The organism is Microbacterium sp. JZ37 (assembly GCF_035188445.1).
Taxonomy (GTDB): domain Bacteria; phylum Actinomycetota; class Actinomycetes; order Actinomycetales; family Microbacteriaceae; genus Microbacterium; species Microbacterium barkeri.
Map to the genome: position 1 here is coordinate 2,904,929 of NZ_CP045253.1, position 20,561 is coordinate 2,925,489.

The 20,561-nt window shown below is 70.8% G+C and carries 18 protein-coding genes and 1 tRNA gene; 6 read left to right on the forward strand and 13 right to left on the reverse strand.

Annotated features, from left to right (window positions below; genetic code table 11):
* The first annotated feature begins 13 nt into the window (after positions 1 to 13).
* Positions 14 to 1,483 (forward strand): alanine/glycine:cation symporter family protein, encoded by a 1,470-nt coding sequence (locus GC092_RS13460; RefSeq protein WP_282979040.1) that lies wholly within the window; start codon positions 14 to 16, stop codon positions 1,481 to 1,483.
* 13 nt (positions 1,484 to 1,496) lie between these two features.
* Here GC092_RS13460 and GC092_RS13465 read toward each other — a convergent pair whose 3' ends face one another.
* From GC092_RS13465 to GC092_RS13515, 11 genes are all read right to left on the reverse strand, one after another.
* Positions 1,497 to 2,279: an ABC transporter ATP-binding protein gene (locus GC092_RS13465; RefSeq protein WP_324012546.1), complete on the reverse strand. Its 783-nt coding sequence runs from the start codon at positions 2,277 to 2,279 to the stop codon at positions 1,497 to 1,499.
* On the reverse strand, positions 2,276 to 3,352 hold the full coding sequence (locus GC092_RS13470) for a FecCD family ABC transporter permease (protein WP_324012548.1): 1,077 nt from the start codon (positions 3,350 to 3,352) through the stop codon (positions 2,276 to 2,278). The genes GC092_RS13465 and GC092_RS13470 overlap by 4 nt, the downstream gene beginning before the upstream one ends.
* Positions 3,349 to 4,431, reverse strand: a complete 1,083-nt coding sequence (locus tag GC092_RS13475) for an ABC transporter substrate-binding protein (RefSeq protein ID WP_416383276.1) — start codon at positions 4,429 to 4,431, stop codon at positions 3,349 to 3,351. Before GC092_RS13475 ends, GC092_RS13470 begins: the two co-directional genes overlap by 4 nt.
* A gap of 278 nt (positions 4,432 to 4,709) precedes the next feature.
* Positions 4,710 to 5,510, reverse strand: a complete 801-nt coding sequence (locus GC092_RS13480) for an NAD-dependent epimerase/dehydratase family protein (protein WP_324012550.1) — start codon at positions 5,508 to 5,510, stop codon at positions 4,710 to 4,712.
* A gap of 105 nt (positions 5,511 to 5,615) precedes the next feature.
* Positions 5,616 to 5,691, reverse strand: a tRNA-Arg gene (locus GC092_RS13485).
* A gap of 86 nt (positions 5,692 to 5,777) precedes the next feature.
* The gene (locus tag GC092_RS13490) at positions 5,778 to 6,347 is read right to left on the reverse strand and encodes an asparagine synthase (RefSeq protein ID WP_324012551.1); all 570 of its coding nucleotides are present in this window, start codon (positions 6,345 to 6,347) and stop codon (positions 5,778 to 5,780) included.
* A gap of 51 nt (positions 6,348 to 6,398) precedes the next feature.
* Entirely contained in the window at positions 6,399 to 6,794 is a 396-nt protein-coding gene (locus tag GC092_RS13495; RefSeq protein ID WP_324012553.1) for a tautomerase family protein, read from the reverse strand.
* An 84-nt stretch (positions 6,795 to 6,878) separates the two neighbouring features.
* Positions 6,879 to 9,059, reverse strand: coding sequence for an alpha-galactosidase (locus GC092_RS13500; RefSeq protein WP_324012554.1), 2,181 nt, complete (start codon positions 9,057 to 9,059; stop codon positions 6,879 to 6,881).
* A 14-nt stretch (positions 9,060 to 9,073) separates the two neighbouring features.
* A complete protein-coding gene (locus GC092_RS13505; RefSeq protein WP_324012555.1) occupies positions 9,074 to 10,408 on the reverse strand; it encodes an ABC transporter substrate-binding protein in 1,335 nt (444 codons plus the stop codon).
* 20 nt (positions 10,409 to 10,428) lie between these two features.
* Positions 10,429 to 11,346 carry a carbohydrate ABC transporter permease gene (locus GC092_RS13510; protein WP_324012557.1) on the reverse strand — a complete coding sequence of 306 codons (918 nt, stop codon included), beginning with the start codon at positions 11,344 to 11,346 and terminating at the stop codon, positions 10,429 to 10,431.
* Between the two features lie 12 nt (positions 11,347 to 11,358).
* Positions 11,359 to 12,294: a carbohydrate ABC transporter permease gene (locus tag GC092_RS13515; RefSeq protein ID WP_282979046.1), complete on the reverse strand. Its 936-nt coding sequence runs from the start codon at positions 12,292 to 12,294 to the stop codon at positions 11,359 to 11,361.
* Between the two features lie 149 nt (positions 12,295 to 12,443).
* Between GC092_RS13515 and GC092_RS13520 the strand changes: the two genes are divergently transcribed.
* Positions 12,444 to 13,685 (forward strand): Gfo/Idh/MocA family protein, encoded by a 1,242-nt coding sequence (locus tag GC092_RS13520; protein ID WP_324012560.1) that lies wholly within the window; start codon positions 12,444 to 12,446, stop codon positions 13,683 to 13,685.
* 1 nt (position 13,686) lies between these two features.
* Positions 13,687 to 14,700: a LacI family DNA-binding transcriptional regulator gene (locus GC092_RS13525; protein WP_282979049.1), complete on the forward strand. Its 1,014-nt coding sequence runs from the start codon at positions 13,687 to 13,689 to the stop codon at positions 14,698 to 14,700.
* 60 nt (positions 14,701 to 14,760) lie between these two features.
* Here GC092_RS13525 and GC092_RS13530 read toward each other — a convergent pair whose 3' ends face one another.
* A complete protein-coding gene (locus tag GC092_RS13530) occupies positions 14,761 to 16,218 on the reverse strand; it encodes a sugar porter family MFS transporter (protein WP_324012562.1) in 1,458 nt (485 codons plus the stop codon).
* A 310-nt stretch (positions 16,219 to 16,528) separates the two neighbouring features.
* Here GC092_RS13530 and GC092_RS13535 point away from each other — a divergent pair, with 310 nt between their 5' ends.
* From GC092_RS13535 to GC092_RS13545, 3 genes are read left to right on the forward strand one after another with little or no spacing between them, the layout of a single operon-like run.
* The gene (locus GC092_RS13535; protein WP_324012564.1) at positions 16,529 to 17,521 is read left to right on the forward strand and encodes a substrate-binding domain-containing protein; all 993 of its coding nucleotides are present in this window, start codon (positions 16,529 to 16,531) and stop codon (positions 17,519 to 17,521) included.
* A gap of 54 nt (positions 17,522 to 17,575) precedes the next feature.
* Positions 17,576 to 18,631, forward strand: a complete 1,056-nt coding sequence (locus GC092_RS13540; protein WP_282979051.1) for an ABC transporter permease — start codon at positions 17,576 to 17,578, stop codon at positions 18,629 to 18,631.
* 5 nt (positions 18,632 to 18,636) lie between these two features.
* Positions 18,637 to 19,488 (forward strand): ATP-binding cassette domain-containing protein, encoded by an 852-nt coding sequence (locus GC092_RS13545; RefSeq protein WP_324012566.1) that lies wholly within the window; start codon positions 18,637 to 18,639, stop codon positions 19,486 to 19,488.
* A 64-nt stretch (positions 19,489 to 19,552) separates the two neighbouring features.
* Here the strand turns inward: GC092_RS13545 and GC092_RS13550 are convergent, their stop codons facing one another.
* Positions 19,553 to 20,554: a Gfo/Idh/MocA family protein gene (locus GC092_RS13550; RefSeq protein WP_324012568.1), complete on the reverse strand. Its 1,002-nt coding sequence runs from the start codon at positions 20,552 to 20,554 to the stop codon at positions 19,553 to 19,555.
* Positions 20,555 to 20,561: the final 7 nt, after the last annotated feature.

Sequence of the window (20,561 nt, forward strand, 5' to 3'; positions counted from 1 at the left end):
GGAAGGCACACGAATGCTCGACACGATCCAGGCGTTCCTCGATCAGCTCGGCGCCATCATCTGGGGCCCGTGGCTGCTCATCCCGCTCCTCCTCGGGACCGGGCTCTACCTCACCATCCGGCTCGGCGGCATCCAGTTCCTCCGCCTGGGCCCCGCCCTCCGCCTCGGCCTCTGGCGCCGCAAGGACGCCGGCGCGGAAGGCGACATCTCGCAGTTCCAGGCGCTCACGACCGCGCTCGCCGCCACGGTCGGCACGGGCAACATCGTCGGCGTCGCGACGGCCATCGCGATCGGCGGCCCCGGCGCCCTGTTCTGGATGTGGATCACGGGCCTGCTGGGCATGGCGTCGAAGTACACCGAGGCGTTCCTCGGCGTGCGCTTCCGAACGACGGATGCGGCCGGCGAGCGCAACGGCGGCCCGCAGCAGTATCTCGAGCGGGGAATCCGCGGGCCGGTCGGCAAGGTGCTCGCACTGGCGTTCACGATCTTCGCGATCTTCGCGAGCTTCGGCATCGGCAACATGACGCAGGGCAACTCGGTCGCGGCGAACCTCGAGAGCAGCTTCTCGATCCCGACCTGGGTCACCGGCGTCGTGCTGACGATCATCGCGCTCGCGGTGCTCGTGGGCGGCATCAAGTCGATCGGCCGCGTGACCGCGGGCTTCGTGCCGATCATGATCGTGTTCTACGTGCTCGGCGCGATCTACATCCTCATCGCCAACATCGGCGAGGTGCCCGCCGCCTTCGCGACGATCTTCCGCGACGCCTTCACGGGCAGCGCGGCGGCGGGCGGCTTCGCGGGGTCGGTGCTCATCATCGCCATCCAGTTCGGCGTCGCGCGCGGCATCTTCTCGAACGAGTCCGGCATGGGGTCGGCGGCGATCGCCGCGGCGGCCGCGCAGACGAGCCACCCGGTGCGCCAGGGCCTCGTGTCGATGACGCAGACGTTCATCGACACGATCATCGTCGTGTCGATGACGGGCCTCGTGATCGTCACGACCGGCGCCTACACGTTCACGGACGAGGCGGGCGCCCAGATCGATCCGTCGGTCATGACCGGCGAGGCGTTCACCCACGGCCTGCCCGGCGAGTGGGGGCACTGGGTCGTCACGCTCGCGCTCGTCATGTTCGCGTTCTCGACGGTGCTCGGCTGGTCCTACTACGGCGAGCGCTGCATCGAGAAGCTGCTCGGCCGACGTGCCGTGCTGCCGTTCCGCGTCGTCTTCTCGCTCATCGTCTTCGTCGGCTGCACGACCGAGCTCAGCGTCGTCTGGTCGTTCTCCGACGTGATGAACGGCCTCATGGCGCTGCCGAACCTCATCGGCCTGCTCGTGCTCTCGGGACTCGTCGCCCGCGAGACGCGCGCATACCTCAAGCACGACCCGAAGCTCGAGGCCTCCCAGGACGAGATCGAGCGCTTCATGGCCGGCGACGCCGGCTGGGAGGAGTGGCGCGCCGCCGAGGCGGTCCGCGAGACGCGCTGACGAGCAGGAGCGCTCAGCCGACCGGCGCGGGCGCTCCCGGCCGGAACAGCACCGTCGCGCGGCCCGTCTCCGGGTCGCGCGCCACGTCGGCGCGCACGCCGTAGACGTCGGCGATGAGCTCGGGCGTGAGCACCTCGGCAGGATCGCCCGCCGCCACGACGCGCCCCTCGCGCAGCACGAGCACGGCGTCGCAGAACATCGCGGCGAGGTTGAGGTCGTGCAGCGCGACGATCGCGGTGACCGGGAGCGCCGCGACGAGCGCGAGCAGCTCGAGCTGGTGGCGGATGTCGAGGTGGTTCGTCGGCTCGTCGAGCAGCAGCTCGCGGGGCTCCTGGGCGAGCGCCCGCGCGATGTGCGCACGCTGACGCTCGCCGCCCGAGAGCGCGTGCCACAGCCGATCGGCCTTGTCGGCGAGGCCCACCCGCTCGAGCGCGTCGGCGATCGCCCGCTCGTCGTGCGCCGTCTCGCCGCCGAGCAGCGGGCGGTGCGGCGTGCGGCCGAGCCGCACGACATCGCGCACGACGATGTCGGCATCGGTCTCGGCGTGCTGCGTCACGGTCGCGATCGCGCGGGCCACCTCCCGGCGCCGCAGCTGCGAGAGGTCGGCGCCGTCGAGGGTGACGCGCCCCGCGTCTGGCCGGGCGAGCCCCTGCAGCAGACGCAGGAGCGACGACTTGCCCGAGCCGTTCGGGCCGAGCAGGCCGATCGTCTGACCGGGCTCTGGCCGCAGGCTGACGCCGTCGACGACGAGCGCGCCGCCGCGCCGCCAGGAGACCCGCTCCGCCTCGAGCGTCATGCGCGCCCCCTCCGTCGCAGCAGCAGGAGCACGAACACCGGGACGCCCACGATCGCCGTGCCCACGCCCACCGGCAGCGGGGTCGGCGCGAACGCGACGCGCGAGCCGGCGTCGACCCACACCATGAAGACCGCGCCGAGGATGGCCGTGGCCGGGATCACGCGCGAGTGCCGCTGCCCGAACAGCAGGCGCGCCGCGTGCGGCAGCACGAGGCCCACGAACCCGATCGCGCCCGCGACGCTCACCAGGGTCGCGGTGAGCAGCGCGGTCATGACGAGCAGCAGCCCCCGCGTGCGGGCGACGTGCACGCCGAGCGAGGCGGCGACATCCTCGCCGAACGCGAACGCGTCGAGGGCGCGCGCCGAGCCGAGGCAGATGACGAGCCCGACGAGCACCGCGGCGGCGCACAGGGCGACGTCGTCCCACCGCATGCCCTCGAGCGACCCGAGGAGCCAGAACATGACCCCGCGCGTCTCATCGGAGTCCGCGAACGCGAAGACGATGAGGGAGGTGAGCGCCGAGAAGAGCTGGGTGCTCGCGACGCCCGCGAGGATCACGCCCGAGGTGCCGCCGCTCGAGAAGCGCGCGAGGAGCAGCACGAGGCCGAAGGCGAGGAGCGCGCCCGCGAACGCACCGCCCGACAGGCCGAGGGCACCGCCGCCGACGCCGAGCACGCCGATCGCGACCGCCCCCGTCGACGCCCCCGACGAGACGCCGAGCACGAACGGGTCGGCCAGCGGATTGCGCAGGAGGGACTGGAGGATCGCGCCGCTCAGCCCGAGCCCCACGCCGCACGCGGCCGCGACGAGGGCGCGCGGCAGGCGCTCCTCCCACACGATGGCGTCCTCCGACGCGCGCACGGGGATCTCGGCGAGACCGAGATGGTTGAGGATGATGTCGCGGACGTTCACGAGCGAGACGTCGGCGGGGCCGAGCGTCACCGCGACGCCCACCGAGAGCACGACGAGCCCGAGCCCCGCGAGCGCGAGAGCCGCGACGACGAGCCCGCGCGACCAGGTCCCGCGCGCGGGGCGCACGATGGTCGGCGCGTCGGCCGTCGCGGCCGCCGTCATCGGGCGTCCTGGTTCGCGGCCCACCACGCCCGGATCTTCTCGAGGCCGTCGACGAAGCGGATGGACGGGTTCATCTCCGCGCCGTGCAGCGCGATGAACCGCTCGTCCTGGACGGCGCCGAGCGTCTGCGTGAGGGGGTCTCCCGTGAGGAAGGCGACCTTGTCGTCCAGGCGGTCGCCGGGGAAGCGGTCGCGCTGCAGGTCGCCGAGCACGAACAGGTCGGGGTCGGCGTCGACGACCGACTCCCAGCCGACCGCCGGCCAGTCGTCGACCTCGTCGGCGAACGCGTTCTCCATGCCGGTGAGGTCGGCCAGCATCGACGCGGAGCCGAGCCCGCCCGCGATGTAGGGCGTCTTCGTGTCGGCGAACCAGAACACGACGGTCTGGCCCCCGAAGTCGACGCCCTCGACCGCGGCCGCAGCCCGCTCCTGCAGATCGGCCACGAGCGCCTCCCCGCGCTCGGCGACGTCGAAGATCTCGGCGAGCTCGCGGATCTCCTGGTACAGCGCGTCGACGGTGAGGGGCTGCGTGCGCGCTCCGCCGCCGTTCACGCTCTCGCCCTCATCGCAGTCGGTGGGCGACAGGTACGACGCGACGCCGGTCTCGTCGAGGCGGTCGCGGGTCACGACGCCGCCCTCGGTGTAGTGACGCCCGAACGACGCGGTCACGAAGTCGGGGTCGGCGCCCAGGAGCACCTCGTAGGTGGGCGCGTTGTCGGCGAGCCGCGGCACGGTCTCGTTCGCGGCGGCGAGCGACTCCAGGACCGGATCCGTCCACGACGCCGTGCCGACCATGCGGTCCTCGAGGCCGAGCGAGAGGAGGATCTCGGTCGAGTTCTGGTCGAGCGACACGACGCGCTGCGGGGGCGCGTCGATCTCGACCTCGTGGCCGCAGTTCTCGATGACGAGCGGGTATGCGGTGCGGCCCTCGCCGGCCGCAGCCGTCTCCTCGGGCTCGACGGCCTCCGACGCGCCGCATCCGGCGAGCGCGAGCGCGGACACGAGGAGCACGCCGGCGAGCGCGCGCGAACGGGTGACGACCATGAGGGTCTCCTCCTGCTTCGAGGCCCCCGTGGTCACGGGGAAGGGTCCTCAGGCGCCGAGCGCCCAGGTAAGGATAGCCTGACCTGAAAGACATCCCTGAGGAGAACCCGAGCGCGCGGTCATGCGAGCCCCGTTCCGATCGCGCCGACGATGACGGCCGCGGGGATCCGGCGGATGGGCACCTCACGCCGGTCGCGAGCAGCGCGCCGACCACGGTGAAGAGGATGCAGGGCAGCGCGGGCGCCGCATCCGGATCCTCGTCGCCGTGGACGGCCGGTGGGCGTACGCGAACAACGTCGGCGCGTTCCCCCACGTCACCATCGCGTCCCGATCGGATGGTCTGGGCGCGTGAAGGGCCCTCCGATCGGATCGGTCGGATCGGGATAGGGAACCGACACGCCGAGCCGGTGCAGCTCCGCCATCGCGTCGTCCTGCGGGCGGTAGCCGATCTCCTCGCCCGCCCCGAGCGGGAACCATCCCGGCGCGTTGCGCGAGACGCCCCACACGATGTGATGCCGGCCATCCGCGAGCGCGATCGCTGCCTCGAAGAGGCGGGAGGCGTCGCCCGGCGAGAGCCACGACGCCGCGGCCCTGCCCGGGTCGGGCGTCTCGAGGAAGGTGCAGATGCGCGCGCTGACGATCGACATCCCGAAGCGGTCGCTGAAGAGGCTCCCGAGCGCCTCCATCGCCGCCTTCGTGACCCCGTAGTAGGTGTCCGGTCGCGGCAGGAGGGGCTCCGCCTCGCCGACGCGATCCGGCACGTGGAACCCGGCCGCGTGCACGGAGCTCGCGAGGAGCACGGCGCCGACGCCTGCGTCTCGCGCGGCTTCGAGCAGGATGCGCGTGCCGTCGACGTTGACGCGCAGGAGGTCGCTCCAGGGTGCCTCCGACGCGATGCCGGCGAGGTGGATGACCGCTCGCGCATCCGACAGCGCGTCCCGCAGCCCGGTCGCGTCGTCGATCGAGAGGTCGCGCCACTCCCCGGGCTCGGCGGCCGACGGCTCGGCCGTGTCGACGAGACGGAGCTCGCGCCCCTCCCGACGCAGAAGCGGCACGACGGCCGTCCCGATCCGCCCCGAGGCTCCGGTCACCACGACGATCTCACGCTCGCGCATGCCTCCTGCCTAGCGCATGCGCACCCGCCGTGGCGATGCCCTTGACGCGCGGTCATCCCGCCCGAACGCAGAACGGCCCCCGCCGAAGCGGGGGCCGTTCTCGTGTGGTGCGCCCCGAGGGACTCGAACCCCCAACCTTCTGATCCGTAGTCAGATGCTCTATCCATTGAGCTAGGGGCGCATTCACCGCTGCCGAAGCAACCGTATGAGCATACAACGCGTTCGCCGCACCGGACAAATCGGGGCGCGCCGCCCGGGCGCGTCGCGTCAGTCGACCGCCGCGGAGGCGCCCTCCGACCGGCGCTCCTTGGTCTCGACAGCGAGCTTCTGCAGGTCGACGAGGCGCAGCGCCTGCATGCGCGCCTCGCGCATCGAGGCGTAGTCCGGGTCCTCGTCGGGGCGCATCGCCTCGACGCGCAGACGATTGTCGAGCGTCGACGCGATGTCGCCCCATGCCGCCTCGCGGGACTGCTCGACGAGCGCGAGCAGCTGCGCCTCGTCTTCGAGCTCCGCGCGGAGAGCCTTCGCGACGCCGACGTACTGCTTGGCGCGGCGGCGGAGGTTGCGCACGTCGCGGTCGCGGTAGTCGTGCGTGCCGCGCGACTGCGAGTGCCTCCCCCACGCGGCCTTCCGCGCCTTCGAGATCTCCTGCGCCGCCTGCTCGGACTCGTCGGCGAGCGCCGCGATCGTCTCGCGGGCGACCGGCAGGAAATGGGACGCGTCGAACGCCTCGTCGAGCGAGATCGTGCTCACGAGGATCCTGTTCTTCACCGCGAGCCGCGCGGCGGCATGCGCGATCGCGAGACCCTCGGCGATCGCATCGGCGTTCCGTCCCACCGCACCTCCTCGTACCAGATTAGCCGCGAGGACCGGGCGGCGGGCGCGGGGTCACGCCTGCGGGACGGCGAGCTCTCCCGTGAGGTACTGGGCGCGGCCGAAGCCGAAGCTCCAGTCCTCCGGCCCGTTCTCGACGTACCCGATGAAGACGTCGGACGGCGCGACGCCGACCGGCTCGAGCGCTGCGGCGATCGCGGCGTACAGGCGCTGCTTCTGATCGACGGAGCGACCCCGCTGCGTGAAGATCTGGATGACGACGGGGTCGGTCCGCTCGAAGCCGAGCCCGGCATCCTCCGCGACGATCGTCGACGCGGGGCGCGAGGTGATCACCTGGAACCGGTCGCGCTCGGGGATCCCGTAGACGGAGACGATGGCGTCGTGGACGGCGCCGGCGATCTCGGCGGGATTCGTGCGGGCGTCGCTGTGGTCGATGCGGACGAGGGGCATGCGGACTCCTGAGAGAGGTCGAGAACTTTGTCCTGACATTCTCTCATATGCGTCTCCGGGAGGACAACCCCTCGTCCGCCCGCCTCACTCCGCGGCGGCGTGCAGGAGCAGCGCCTGCTCGGGGCGCAGGAGCGGCAGCGTCACGCCCACGGCGTCGAGGAAGCGCCCCGTCGCCGTGAGCCCCTCGTCGAACCATCCCGGTCCCCGGTGCTGCACGAAGGGGCTCGCGCTGTCGCCCTCGGTCGTGCGCGGGAAGTCCTCCGCCGTGGGCAGGAGCGGCACGACGCGGTAGACCCGGTCGGGGTCGAGCCCCGGAAGTCGCACCCGGCCGGGCATCTCGGCGACGGGGGTCCGGTGCATGACCGCCGTGAAGAGCGCCTCCCCCCGGTCCTGCGCGACGACGCCGTGGAGCGCGAGCGCCGGCTCGACGAGGTCGGCGTTGACGCGGACCCCCGAGTGGATCAGGCCGCGGAAGCGCTTGTACAGCTCGATGCCCTTCCGCAGGACCGCTCGCTCGTGCTCGGAGGCCGCGCGGATGTCCCACTCGATCCCGAAGTGCCCGAAGAGGGCCGTGAGCACGCGGAACCCGATGTCGTGGACGCGGCCTGTCGTGTGGGAGTGGGTGGGTCCGACGTGGGCGCCGACGAGCTCGGGCGGGAGCACCGCCTGGGTCCACCGCTGGATCGTCTGGCGCTCGAGCGCGTCGTTGCAGTCCGACGCCCAGACGCGGTCGGTGTGCGCGAGGACGCCCAGATCGATGCGCGCGCCGCCCGACGAGCACGACTCGATCTCGACACGGGGGTGGGCCTCCTTGAGCGCCGCGAACAGGCGGTAGACCGCGAGGGTCTGCGCGTGCACGGACGGGCGCCCATCGTGCCCGTGCTCGCGCAGGTCGCGATTCTGATCCCACTTGAGGTACGCGATGTCGTTCTCGCGGAGGAGGGCGTCGATGCGGTCGTAGACGTACTGCCACGCGTCGGGGTTCACGAGATCGATGACCTGCTGATGCCGCCATTCGACGGGCAGGCGCCCGCCCTCGTCGTGCGAGCGCGCGTCGGGTCCGACGATCCAGTCGGGATGCTCCCGCGCGACGTCGGAGTCGAGGTTCACCATCTCGGGCTCGACCCACAGCCCGAACTCCATGCCCCGCGACGTGACGGCCTCGATGAGCGGCGTGAGGCCATCCGGCCACAGCCCCTCGTCGACGTGCCAGTCGCCGAGCCCCGCACGGTCGTCGCGGCGCCCGCGGAACCATCCGTCGTCGAGCACGAAGCGCTCGACGCCGAGCTCGGCGGCCGCCGCGGCGAGCTCGACGAGCGGCTCGATGCGGTGGTCGAAGTAGACCGCCTCCCAGGTGTTGAGCACGACCGGCCGCGGGCGACCGCCGTCGACCTCGACGTGCTGCGGACGCGCACGGAACCACCGGTGGAACCGCTCCGTCACGCCGTCGAGGCCGCGATCCGACCATGCGGCGTACAGCGCGGGCGTCTCGTAGGCCTCTCCCGGCGCGAGCACGACCTCGCCCGATCCGAGCAGCTCCGCGGCGCCGATCATCTGGCGCCCGTCGGCGAGCGCGTCGAGGAACTGCTCGTGGTCGCCCGACCAGGCGAAGTGCGCTGCCCACACGGCGCCCGAGCGGTTGCCGAAGCCCGGCGTGCCCGCCGCGACGAGCAGCGAGGAGTCGTGCCCGGTGCGGCCGTGCCGCCCCGTGCGGACCCACGTGCCACGGCGGATGGCCTGCCGCTGCGGGTGGTTCTCCCGGCACCAGCGCCCGGTGAGGTCGAGCAGCTCGCCCGCATCGGCGGGCACCGGGAGCTGGATGGCGAGCTCGTCGACCTGGTAGGGGGTCGCGCCCGTGTTCGTCACCGAGGACGCCGCCTCGAGCAGCCCGGACGGGTGCAGGCGGAGCCGCGTCGCGACCTCCAGCCCCGCGCTCGCATCTCGCTGCACGATCCGCGCGGTCTCGCCATCCGCCTCCGCCGCGACGACGCGCAGAGCCGGCGAGAAGTCCCGCCCCGGTCGCCCGTCCTCGTCGATGCGGCTCCCGCGCAGGCCCGGCCGTCCGAGCCATCCCGACGACGGCTGCGGCACGACGCCCGCGATCACGGGCACGTCGAGCGCCGAATGCGGGACGGGGTCGGTGAGCAGCTCGAGATCCGGCACGTGCGCGCCGAGGTCGGCACCCCAGTGGACGATCTCGGCCTCGCCCGAGCGGAAGGAGAGCAGCACGCTGACGCCGTCGGCGCGCAGATGGATGGGGTTCATTCGATTCGCTTTCGTCATCTGGTGTCGTCCGCCCCCTCGAAGAGGGCGTTGACGCGCTCGTTCGCCTGCGTGAGCGACGACACGTCTGCCTGCCCGGTCAGCACCGCGTCCATGGCGGGCTTCATGATGCCCTCCACCTGCGCCGCCCCGGAGGTGATGGGGAACAGGAAGGTCGTGCCCTCCGAGACGTGATCGGTGAACGCCGAGACGTCGATGCCGCGCTCCTCGAACGCCGCGACCGCCTTCTCCGTCGATGAGAGGATGGCCGGGAACACGACGCCCTGCGCGCCGACGACGTCCTGGCAGGCGGGCGAGCCGAGGTACTCGACCCACTTGCGCGATCCCTCGAGGTCGTCCGTGCCGACCCAGATCGAGTCGGCGAGGCCGTTGAACATCGATGCCCGGTGGCCCTCCGGCCCGATCGGCGTGGGGGCGATGCCGAGGTCGATCCCGTCGTACCCGGCGTACTGGCCGATCATCCACGATCCGTTGGCGTTGATCGCCGCACGGCCGGCTCCGAAGTTGTCGGGCATCGAGGCGCCGACCGTCGTCTCGAGCCGCGGCATGTACCCCTTGTCGATGAGGCCAGACCACCACGCGATCGCGCTCTGGAAGCGCTCGTCGTCGTAGTTGTAGCGGTCGCCCCACGGGTTCTCGTTCGTGTGGGTCCAGCCGGTCGTCCCGGTGAGCCAGCTCCACTCGGTCTGGCCCATGCCTGCCCCCGACGCGGTGAGGCCCAGGCCGTACACCTCGACGTGGTCCTTGTCGAAGCCGGGCTCGTCTCCGCGCACTCCGTTGCGGTCGACCGTGAGCCGCGCGATCGCCTTCTCGAGCGTGCCGCCGTCGTCGGGGTTCCAGGTGAGCTCCGCCATCTCCTCGTCGGAGAGGCCCGCCTCCTCGACCATCTCGCGGTTGTAGAAGAGGGCGATCGTGTCCCAGTCCTTCGGCACGCCGTAGCGGCTCCCGTCCTGCCCGACCCACAGATCGGCGAGGCCCTCGGCGTACTGGCCGAAGTCGAGGTCGACGTCGTCGAGAGGCACGAGCTGGTCGAACCGGAGGTAGTCGGGGTACTTCGAGAGGTGGTTGGTGAACACATCCGGCGCGTTCTCGGCGACCATGCCGTTGGTCACCTTGCTCCAGTAGTCGTCCCAGCCGAGCTGCGTGATGCGGACCGTGAGGTCGGGATTCGCCTCGTTGAAGTCCTCAGCGCACTGGCGGTAGCCCGGGAGCTGGTTGGCATCCCACAGCCAGTAGTCGATGACCCCCTCCTCGCCGGTGATCGCGGCGCATCCGCCGAGGGCCGACGTCGAGACCGCGGCGAGCGCAGCGGCGGCAAGGACCTTCTTCATGTTCCTGCGTCCTTTCACGATCACTTCACCCCGCTGAAGCCGATGGAGTTCACGATCCGCTTCCCGAAGGCGATGAACAGGATGAGCACGGGGACGGCCGACACGAGGGTCGCGGCCATGAGGCCGGACCAGTCGGGCGCGCCCTGCGGCGACTGGGACTTGAAGGTGCCCAGACCCACCGTGAGCACGCGCGTGCTCTCGTCGGACACGAGCAGCGGCCAGAAGTACTCGTTCCACTGCCCCATGAAGGTCAGCAGGGCGAGGGTCGCGAGCGGCGCGGCCGCGTTGGGCATCACGATCTGGATGAAGATGCGCCACTGCGAGGCGCCGTCGAGCATGGCGGCCTCCTCGACCTCGCGCGACATGTTGAGGAAGAACTGGCGCATGAAGAAGATCGCGAACGGCGTCATGAACACGTAGGGCAGGATCAGGCCGAAGATCGTCCCGAGCAGCCCGAGGTTCTTCACGAGGAGGAAGTTGGGCAGCGCCGTGAAGATCGGCGGCACGAGCACCGTGGCGAGGAAGATGCCGAAGACCTTGTCGCGGTGCTTCCACTGCAGCCGGGAGAACGCGTAGGCGGCCATGGAGCTGAAGAAGACGGCGCCGGCCGTGGTGAGCGTCGAGAAGAGCACCGAGTTCAGCAGGTACTGCCAGAAGTTGATCGCGGCACCCGAGCCGCCCTGCGCGAGCGCCTCCTCGGTGGACTGCATGCCGAACACGCGCGCGAAGGCGCCGAGGTTGACGTCGACGGGGAGGATGCTCGCGGAGTTGGCCGCGAGGCCGCTGTTCATCGACAGCGACGTCCGCAGCACCCAGTAGAACGGCAGGATGCTCACGGCGATGGCGATGCCGAGGCAGATCCAGCCGAGGACGAGGCCCCAGCTGACGGGCTTCCGCGCCCCGCGCCCGCGGGTCACGATGGTCGTGGTGGTGGTCATGGCCTGCTCCCCTTACGCCAGGTCGGATTCGTTGCCGCGGAGGAGCTTCATCTGCACGAACGCGACGATGCCCAGGATGACGAAGAGGATCATCGCCAGCGCGGAGGCGTATCCGAACTCGAGCTCCGTGAACGCCTTCTGGAAGATGTAGAACTGCAGCACGCGGCTCGCGTTGACGGGGCCGCCCTGGGTCGTGACGGCGACCGTGTCGAACACCTGGAACGATCCGGTGACGGTGAGCACGAGGACGAGCGCGAGAACGGGGCGCAGGAGCGGCATCGTGATGCGCCCGAAGGTCTGAAGCGGGTTCGCGCCGTCGAGGTGCGCGGCCTCGTAGACGGTGTTCGGGATGGCCTGCAGCCCGGCGAAGATCAGGAGGGCCGTGTAGCCCATGTGGCGCCACGTGTTGATGAGCGCCTGCGTCGGGATGGCCCACTCCTGCGCGCCGAAGAACGCGACCCGCGGCAGGCCGAGCCACTCGATGACCTGGTTGACGATGCCGAGCTGGTAGTCGAGCATCCAGAACCACAGGAGAGCCGCGATCACGTTCGCCATGAGGTACGGCATGAGGAGGAGTCCGCGCACGAGCGTCGACTTCGCGACACGATGCATGAGCAGCGCGAGGCCGAGGGCGATCGCGGTCTGCAGCACGATGTTGATGAGGACGTACTGGACCGTCACGCCGAGCGCGTTCCAGAACAGCGGGTCCTGCGCGATGCGGGCGTAGTTCTCGACGCCGACCCACCGCGGCTCGTCGAGCACGCTGTACTGCGTGAAGCTGAGGAACAGGCCCCGCACGGTCGGCACGAGGTAGAACGCGATCAGGCCGACGAGCGCCGGCGCGATGAAGAGGAGTGCGATCCGCAGGTCGCCGCGCCCTCTCCGCCTGCGGACGCCGCCGTCGCGCTGAGCGCGCCGGCGTCCGAGGACGATGGTCGTCGTGGTCATCTTCATACTCCGTTGTGATGGCGATGAGCGGTGATGACGGCGAAGTTACACGAGTCACCAATGCCGATGCAAGCACGGATTCCGTGCCGAAAGTTTCACTCCTCTGCATTCATTGACACGAGTAACCCCCTCGTGGCAGACTCGCCCGCATGACCTCTCAGGCTTTCTCCCTCGGCATCGTCGGCGCAGGGCAGTTCTCCGGGCACTTCGCGAAGCTGTTCCAGGCGCACCCGCTCATCTCCGAGGTGTGGGTGACCGACACCATCCCCGAGCGTGCGGAGGCGCTCGTCGCGCGCGAGCACCTCGCCGGCACGCTGGTCGACTTCGACGCGATGCTCGCGAGCGACCTCGATGCGGTCGCGATCTTCACGCAGCGCTGGACGCACGGGCCGCTCGTCGTGCAGGCGCTGCGCGCGGGCAAGCACGTGTACTCCGCCGTGCCGATGGCGATCAGCGAGGACGAGATCGCCGCGATCATCGACGCCGTGCGCGAGACCGGGCTCACCTACATGATGGGCGAGACGAGCTACTACAACCCCGCGACCGTCTACGCCCGCAAGCGCGCGGCGGAGGGCGCCTTCGGCCGCATCTTCTACGCGGAGGGCGACTACGTCCACGACATGGACCTCGGCTTCTACGCCGCGTACCAGTTCAGCGGCGGCGCGGAATGGAAGCGCACGGCGAGCTACCCGCCCATGCTCTACCCGACGCACTCGGTCGGCGGCGTGCTCGGCGCGATCGGCGGCCGCGCCGTCAGTGTGAGCTGCATCGGCGTGCGCGACGACCGAGGGGACGGCGTCTTCGATCGCGAGGTCAGCATGTTCGACAACGACTTCTCGAACGCCACGGCGCTGTTCGAGCTCGCCGGCGGCGGCAGCATGCGCATCAACGAGTTCCGGCGGGTCGGCTACCCGTCGCACCTGCGCGAGTCGCGCTTCCGCTACTTCGGCACGGAGGCGAGCTTCGAGCAGCTCGTCGAGACGGCCGTGTGGCAGGACAAGCAGGGCTTCTCCGACGTCACGGAGCTCCTCGAGACGAAGCCCAGCATGTCGCCCGACGACCCGTCGCTCGCCGACGTCGATCCCGCCCTGCGGGACGCCTTCATCTCGGGGCTCGCGCGCGTCCACGATGCCGAGCGGCTTCCGGTCGAGCTGCGCGGCCAGCCGACCGGGCACGAGGGCAGCCACCACTTCCTCGTCGACGACTTCGCCGTCGCCGTCGCGAACCGCACGCTGCCGCCGGTCAACGCATGGGAGGCCGCGCGGTACACGCTGCCCGGCATCGTCGCGCACCAGTCCGCGCTCCGCGGCGGGGAGCGCCTCGCCATCCGCGACTTCGGCGATGCCCCGGTCGCGGCCGACGCCCCGGATGGCCAGGTGCTCGCTCGTTAGGATGGCTGACGTGCCGCGCTCGACGTCCGCTTCTGCGAGCCGGGCGACGCGCAACGACGTCGCCCGGCTCGCGGGAGTGAGCCCCGCGGTCGTCAGCTACGTGGTGAACGGCACCAAGAAGGTGTCCCCCGACACCGAGGCGCGCGTGCGCGACGCGATCGAGAAGCTCGGCTACCGGCCGAACCCCTCGGCGCGTGCGCTCCGGCTCGGATCGACCGAGATGCTCGGGATGGTCGTGCCCACGTCCATCAATCCGTACTTCGCGCAGCTCGCGCACGAGGTCGAGCTCGCGGCGGCGCGGCGCGGCTACCTGCTTCTCACGTCGAGCTCCGACGGATCCATCGAGTCGGAGCGACGGCACCTCGAGCACCTCACGACGCGGCTCGTCGACGGCATCTTCCTGTGCAGCAACGTCTTCGAGCCCGACCTGCGCGGACTCGAGCACTCGAACATCCCCGTCGTCCTCCTCAACCACAGCGCGGGCGTGCCCGCCCGCAACTCGATCGGCGTCGACCTCGTGCAGGGCGCGCGCCTCGCGGTCGAGCACCTGGCTGGGCATGGCTACGAGGAGATCGGCCTCGCGATCGGGCGCACGTCGGGCGACGAGGAGGACGGCCGCGAGATCGGATGGCGCGAGACGCTCGAAGAGCTCGGGCTCGAGCCGGGCCCCATCGCGCGCGGCGCCTTCTCGCCCGACGGCGGGTACGAGGCGATGCGCCGCCTTCTGCAGCGCGGGCGCGTGCCGCGCGCGCTCTTCGTGAGCTCCGACCAGATGGGCCGCGGCGTGCTCAAGGCCGCGCACGAGGCGGGCGTGCGCGTGCCCGAGGATCTCGCGATCGTGTCGTTCGACGGGTCCGTCGACGCCGCCTACAGCTGGCCGACGCTCACCTCCGTCGCGCAGCCGCTCACGGAGATGGCCGCCGCCGCCGTCGAGGCCCTGCTCGACCACACCGGCGAGCCCGTGCATCGCATCATGCCTCCACACCTCGTCGTCGGCGCCTCCTGCGGCTGCTGACACCGCGAACGCCGCAGGCCCGGCTCCGTTCGCGGGGGCCGGGCCTGCGGGTGCGCGGAGTCAGCGGCGGCGTGCGGCCGACTTCGAGACGGTGTAGATCGCCCCGGTCGTGACGTCCTCCTCGAGCGCCTCGAGCGTGCGGCCTCGCGTCTCGGGCACCTGGGTGAGGACGAAGAGGAGGGCGAGCGCCCCGACCGCGGCGAAGAGGAAGAACGTGCCGGTGATGCCGACCGCCTCGACGAGTGAGAGGAAGTACAGCGACAGGACGCCGTTCACGACCCACAGCATGAAGACCGAGATGCCCATGCCGACGCCGCGCATGTGCAGCGGGAAGATCTCGGACAGGTACACCCACACCGCGATGTTGAGGAACGTCTGCATCGAGCCGACGAAGGCGACAACGAGGAAGAGGATGACCCACGGGCGCAGGGGGTTGCCGACCTCGAGCACGGTCGACGCGACGCCGATGAGCAGGTGGCACGACGTCGTGAGGGTGAGGCCGATCGCGAACGTCTTCCGACGGTCGAGCCGGTCCATCATGGCGAGGGCGATGACGCCGCCGACCACCGCGATGACGCCCGGGGCGATGTTGGCGATGAGCGCCGCGCTCTCGTCGAAGCCCGACTCGATGAGCACCGTCTGGCCGAAGTACATGATCGAGTTGATGCCGGTCAGCTGCTGGGCGACGCCGAGGCCGATGCCCACGAGGAGGATGCGCGTGAGGTTGCGGTTGCCGAGGATCGCGCGCCATCCGAGCTGGCTCTCCTGCTTCTCCTCGTCGGCGACCTTCTCGAGCTCGGCGAGCTCTGCCAGGGCGCGGTCCTCCGAGCGGACGCTCTTGAGCACCGCGAGCGCGCCCGCACGGTCGCCCTTCTCGATGAGCCAGCGGGGCGACTCTGGCATCCGCAGCATGCCGAAGAACAGCGCGATCGCCGGCAGGGCGCAGATCGCGAACATGATGCGCCACACGCCGTCGAGGTGCCCGAGGGTGTTGCCGATGATCGCGTTGACCACGAAGGCGGCCAGCTGCCCGGTCACGATCATGAGCTCGTTGCGGCCCGCGAGCGATCCGCGGATCTCGTACGGGGCGAGCTCGGCGAGGAAGACCGGCACGACCGTCGAGGCGCCGCCCACGGCGAGCCCGAGGATGATGCGGCCGATGACGAGCACGGGCAGGTTGGGCGTGAAGACGACGAACAGCGTGCCCGCGAAGAAGAGCACCGCGAGCAGGATGATCGTCTTGCGACGCCCCCAGCCGTCCGAGAGCCGCCCGCAGAACATCGCGCCGATCGCGGCGGCGAAGATGAGCGAGCTGGTCGCGACGCCCTCGGTGAACGCGTTCAGGCCGAGCTCCTCGGCCATGGGGCGCAGCGCGCCGTTGATCACGCCGGTGTCGTAGCCGAAGAGCAGCCCGCCGAAGGTCGCGATGAGCGCGACCAGGCCGAGCCGCTTCCGGTGCGGTCCTCCGACGAGCGGGGGAAGGGCCGTACTCGAGCCCTCCGCGTGTGCATGTGCCATGGTGACTCCTTCGTCCGGCGAGCGACGCCTTTGTCTTTACATAATAGCGCGTCACTTTGTCCTGTCAAACGGACAAGCCACGTCACCGCCTTCCATAACGAAAATGACACTATGTCTTGACAATCTGTTGACAAGCGCGCGATGACGGGTCACAGTGATCGCAGTGCCGACGAGGACGCCGGCCACGCACCGCGGATGGGCAGAGCGGCCCGCCCGCGCACGGCATCCTCTGCCCGCCCGCGGACCGTCCGCGGGCATCCGCGCGCCGCCCTGGGCGCGCACGGGGTCGGCCCTCCCGAAAGGACCACTCATGGCGACGATCACTCCTCGGAAGCTCCTGGGGGCGGGAGCCCTCGCGACCGTCCTCGCGCTGACCGCCTGCAGCGGCGGCGGCGCGCCGCAGCAGAACACGGCCGATGACGGGTCCGGAGGAGGCGGCGGCGACTCCGGCTACGTCATCTCGATGGTCACGCACGAGACCCCGGGAGACACGTTCTGGGACAAGATCCGCGCCGGCGCCGAGCAGGCCGCGAAGGACGTCGGAGCGACGCTGCAGTACTCGAACGACCCGGCGGCCGACAAGCAGGCCCAGCTCATCCAGACCGCCATCGACTCGGACGTCGACGGCATCGCGACCACGCTCGCGACCCCCGACGCGCTTGCGGCGTCAGTGCAGGCGGCGGCCGATGCGGGCATCCCGCTCGTCGGCTTCAACTCCGGCATCGACCAGTACCAGGATGTGGGCGCGCTCATGTACTTCGGCTCGGACGAGACGCTCGCCGGGCAGACGGCGGGAGAGCGCATCGCCGAGGCCGGCGGCGCGCATCCGCTGTGCGTCATCCAGGCCGCCGGCTCGGTGGCCCTCGAGGCGCGCTGCGCGGGCGTGAAGAGCGCCGTGCCGGGCACGGAGAACATCCAGGTGAACGGCGCCGACGACTCCGCCGTGGTGGCGAGCCTGCAGGCGAAGCTCCAGCAGGACCCGTCGATCGACTACATCGTGACGCTCGGCGCTCCCATCGCGCTGGACGCGCTGAAGGCGATGGAGCAGTCCGGCAGCGAGGCGAAGCTCATCACGTTCGACCTCAACGCCGACGCCGCGCAGGCGATCAAGGACGGCCAGATCGAGTTCTCGATCGACCAGCAGCCGTACGTGCAGGGGTACATGGCCGTCACGTCGCTCTACCTCTACCTGAAGAACGGCAACGACATCGGCGGCGGGAAGCCCGTCCTGACGGGCCCGTCGTTCGTCGACGAGTCGAACATCGACACGATCCTCCCGTTCGCCGAGAACAACACCCGCTGACCACCGCGGAGGGCGGGCCTCAGGGCCCGCCCTCCCCCACCACCAGGAGTACCCATGTCACAGGGTTTCGCTTCCTCCGCTCCGTCGGAGGCGTCGAACCGGGTGAAGCTCGGCTGGTCGCACCGCCTGCTCGCCCGTCCGGAGGTCGGCGCGGCGGTCGCCGCGGCGCTCATCTTCGTGTTCTTCCTCGCCGTCGCGCCCGCGTTCCGCTCGGCCGACGCGCTCTTCACCGTGCTCTACCAGGCCTCCACGATCGGCATCGTCGCCGTCGCCGTCGGCCTGCTCATGATCGGCGGGGAGTTCGACCTCTCCGCCGGCGTCATCGTCACGAGTGCGGGGCTCTTCAACGCGCTCTTCTCGTACTACCTCGGCATCAACCTCATCGTCGGGGCCGTCCTCTCGCTCGTGTTCTGCCTCGGCGTCGGCTTCGTCAACGGCTACCTCGTGATGCGCACGGGCATCCCGAGCTTCCTCATCACGCTCGGCTCGTTCTTCATCCTCCAGGGTGCGAACCTCGGCATCACCAAGCTCGTCACCGGCGCCGTGGCGAGCCCGAACATCTCGCGGATGGACGGCTACGACATCCTCCGGACGATCTTCGCCGGGTCGTTCCAGATCGGCGGGATCACGATCTGGAACAGCGTCCTCTACTGGATCGCGTTCGTCGCCCTCGCCGCGTGGATCCTCCAGCGCACGCGCGTGGGCAACTGGATCTACGCGGTCGGCGGGAACGCCGCCTCCGCCCGCGCCGTGGGCGTGCCCGTGGTCGCCGTCAAGATCGGCCTGTTCATGACGGTGTCGTTCCTCGGCTGGTTCGTCGGCATGCACACGCTGTTCCGGTTCAACACGCTCCAGGCGGGCAACGGCGTCGGCAACGAGTTCCTCTACATCATCGCCGCGGTGGTCGGCGGGACGCTCCTCACGGGCGGCTTCGGCAACGCCATCGGCGTGGCCATCGGCGCCTTCATCTTCGGGATGACCTCGCTCGGCATCGTGTACGCCGGATGGGACCCGAACTGGTTCCGCTCGTTCCTCGGGGCGATGCTCGTCATCGCCGTCCTCGTGAACCTCTATGTCAAGAAGCTCTCCACCGCACGGAAGGTCGGGTGACGACGATGACCGAGAGCCCCCGCGGCGGCGCGCCGCTCATCCAGATGACCGAGGTCGGCAAGAGCTACGGCGCCATCCGAGCGCTCAAGGGCATCAACCTCACCGTCAACGCCGGGGAGGTCGCGTGCGTGCTCGGCGACAACGGCGCGGGCAAGTCCACGCTCATCAAGATCATGGCCGGGCTCCACCCGCACACCGAGGGCACCCTCCTCGTCGAGGGCGCCGAGCGCCGCTACGACTCCCCCCGCCAGGCGCTCGAGGACGGCATCGCGACGGTCTACCAGGACCTCGCCGTCGTGGGCCTCATGGAGGTGTGGCGCAACTTCTTCCTCGGCTCCGAGCTCGTCCGCTCGCGCTTCCCGCTCGCGAGCATGAGCATCCGCGACATGAAGGCGATCGCCGATGCCGAGCTGCGCAAGATGGGGATCGTCGTCAAGGACCTCGACCAGCCCATCAGCGAGCTCTCCGGAGGCCAGCGCCAGTGCGTCGCGATCGCCCGCGCCGTCTACTTCGGGGCCAAGGTGCTCATCCTCGACGAGCCCACCGCAGCCCTCGGCGTCAAGCAGTCCGGCGTCGTGCTCAAGTACGTCGCCGCGGCCCGCGACGCGGGCCTCGGCGTCGTCTTCATCACGCACAACCCGCACCACGCGTACCTCGTGGGCGACCACTTCGTCATCCTCAAGCTCGGCCAGGCCGTCCTCGACCGCAAGCGCGACGAGGTCACCCTCGACGAGCTCACGCGTCAGATGGCCGGCGGCGACGAGCTCGCCGAGCTCAGCCACGAGCTCAAGGAGCTCGGCGGCCGCACCGAGGCCATCCGCACCGTCGAGGAGGACACACGGCGTCGCCGACGCTGACGCGGTGCACGAAGAAGGGGCCCGATCCGCAGGCGACGCGGATCGGGCCCCTTTCGTCGCGCCGTCAGACGAGGGCGTCGACGGGCTCGCTGCGCCCCGAGGCCAGCGAGCGCGTCGCCGCTTCGGCGATCGCCTGCGCGCGGAGGCCCTCGCGCAGGCCGACGGGGACCGGACCGCCCGTTTCGAGCGCCGACACGAACGCGCCGAGCGCGGCGGCGTAGGTCGGCTGCACGCGCTCGAACCATCCGGCGTGGAGGCCGTCGGACACCGCCTCCGTGCCGCGGAAGCGGGTGACCCCGCCGGCGCGCATGCGACCGGACTCGGCCATCCCCGTCGAGCCCAGCACCTCGATGCGCTCGTCGTAGCCGTAGCCCGTGTGCCGCACGCTGTCGATCTGGACGAGCGCGCCTCCGGCGAGCTTCAGCGTCGCCGCCGAGGTGTCGACGTCGCCGATCTCGGCCACGCGCGGGTCGGCGAGCGCCGACCCCGCGACGTGAACCTCGACGGGCTCGAGGCCCGTGATCCACCGCGCGAGGTCGAAGAAGTGCACCGTCTGGTCCCGCATCTGGCCGCCGGACACCCGCAGGTAGTCGAGCGGCGGCAGCGCCGGCCCGCGCGAGGTGAGCTGCACGAGCGCGACCTCGCCCACCGCGCCCTCGTCGACGAGCCGCTTGAGCTCGGCGTGGTCGCGGTCGAACCGGCGGTTGAAGTCGACCATGGCGGGGACGCCCGCCCGCTCGAGGTGCGCGACGGTCTCGGCGGCGTGCACGAGGTCGAGGTCGATGGGCTTCTCGACGAGCACGGCGAGACCGGCGTCGGCGGCGCGTCGCAGGTTCTCGGCATGCGTGTCGGTCGACGAGGCGATGAAGACGGCGTCGACGAGCTCGGGATCGAAGGCCTCGGCGAGCGAGCGCGCCGCGCGGGCGCCGTGCGCCGTGGCGAGCGCTTCCGCGCGGGCGCTGTCGACGTCGTAGACGAGGCGGAAGTCGACGGCGGGATGGGCCGCGAGGCTCTGGGCGTGGACGGAGCCGATGAAGCCGGCTCCGATCAGGGCGAAGCGCTGCATGGTCTGC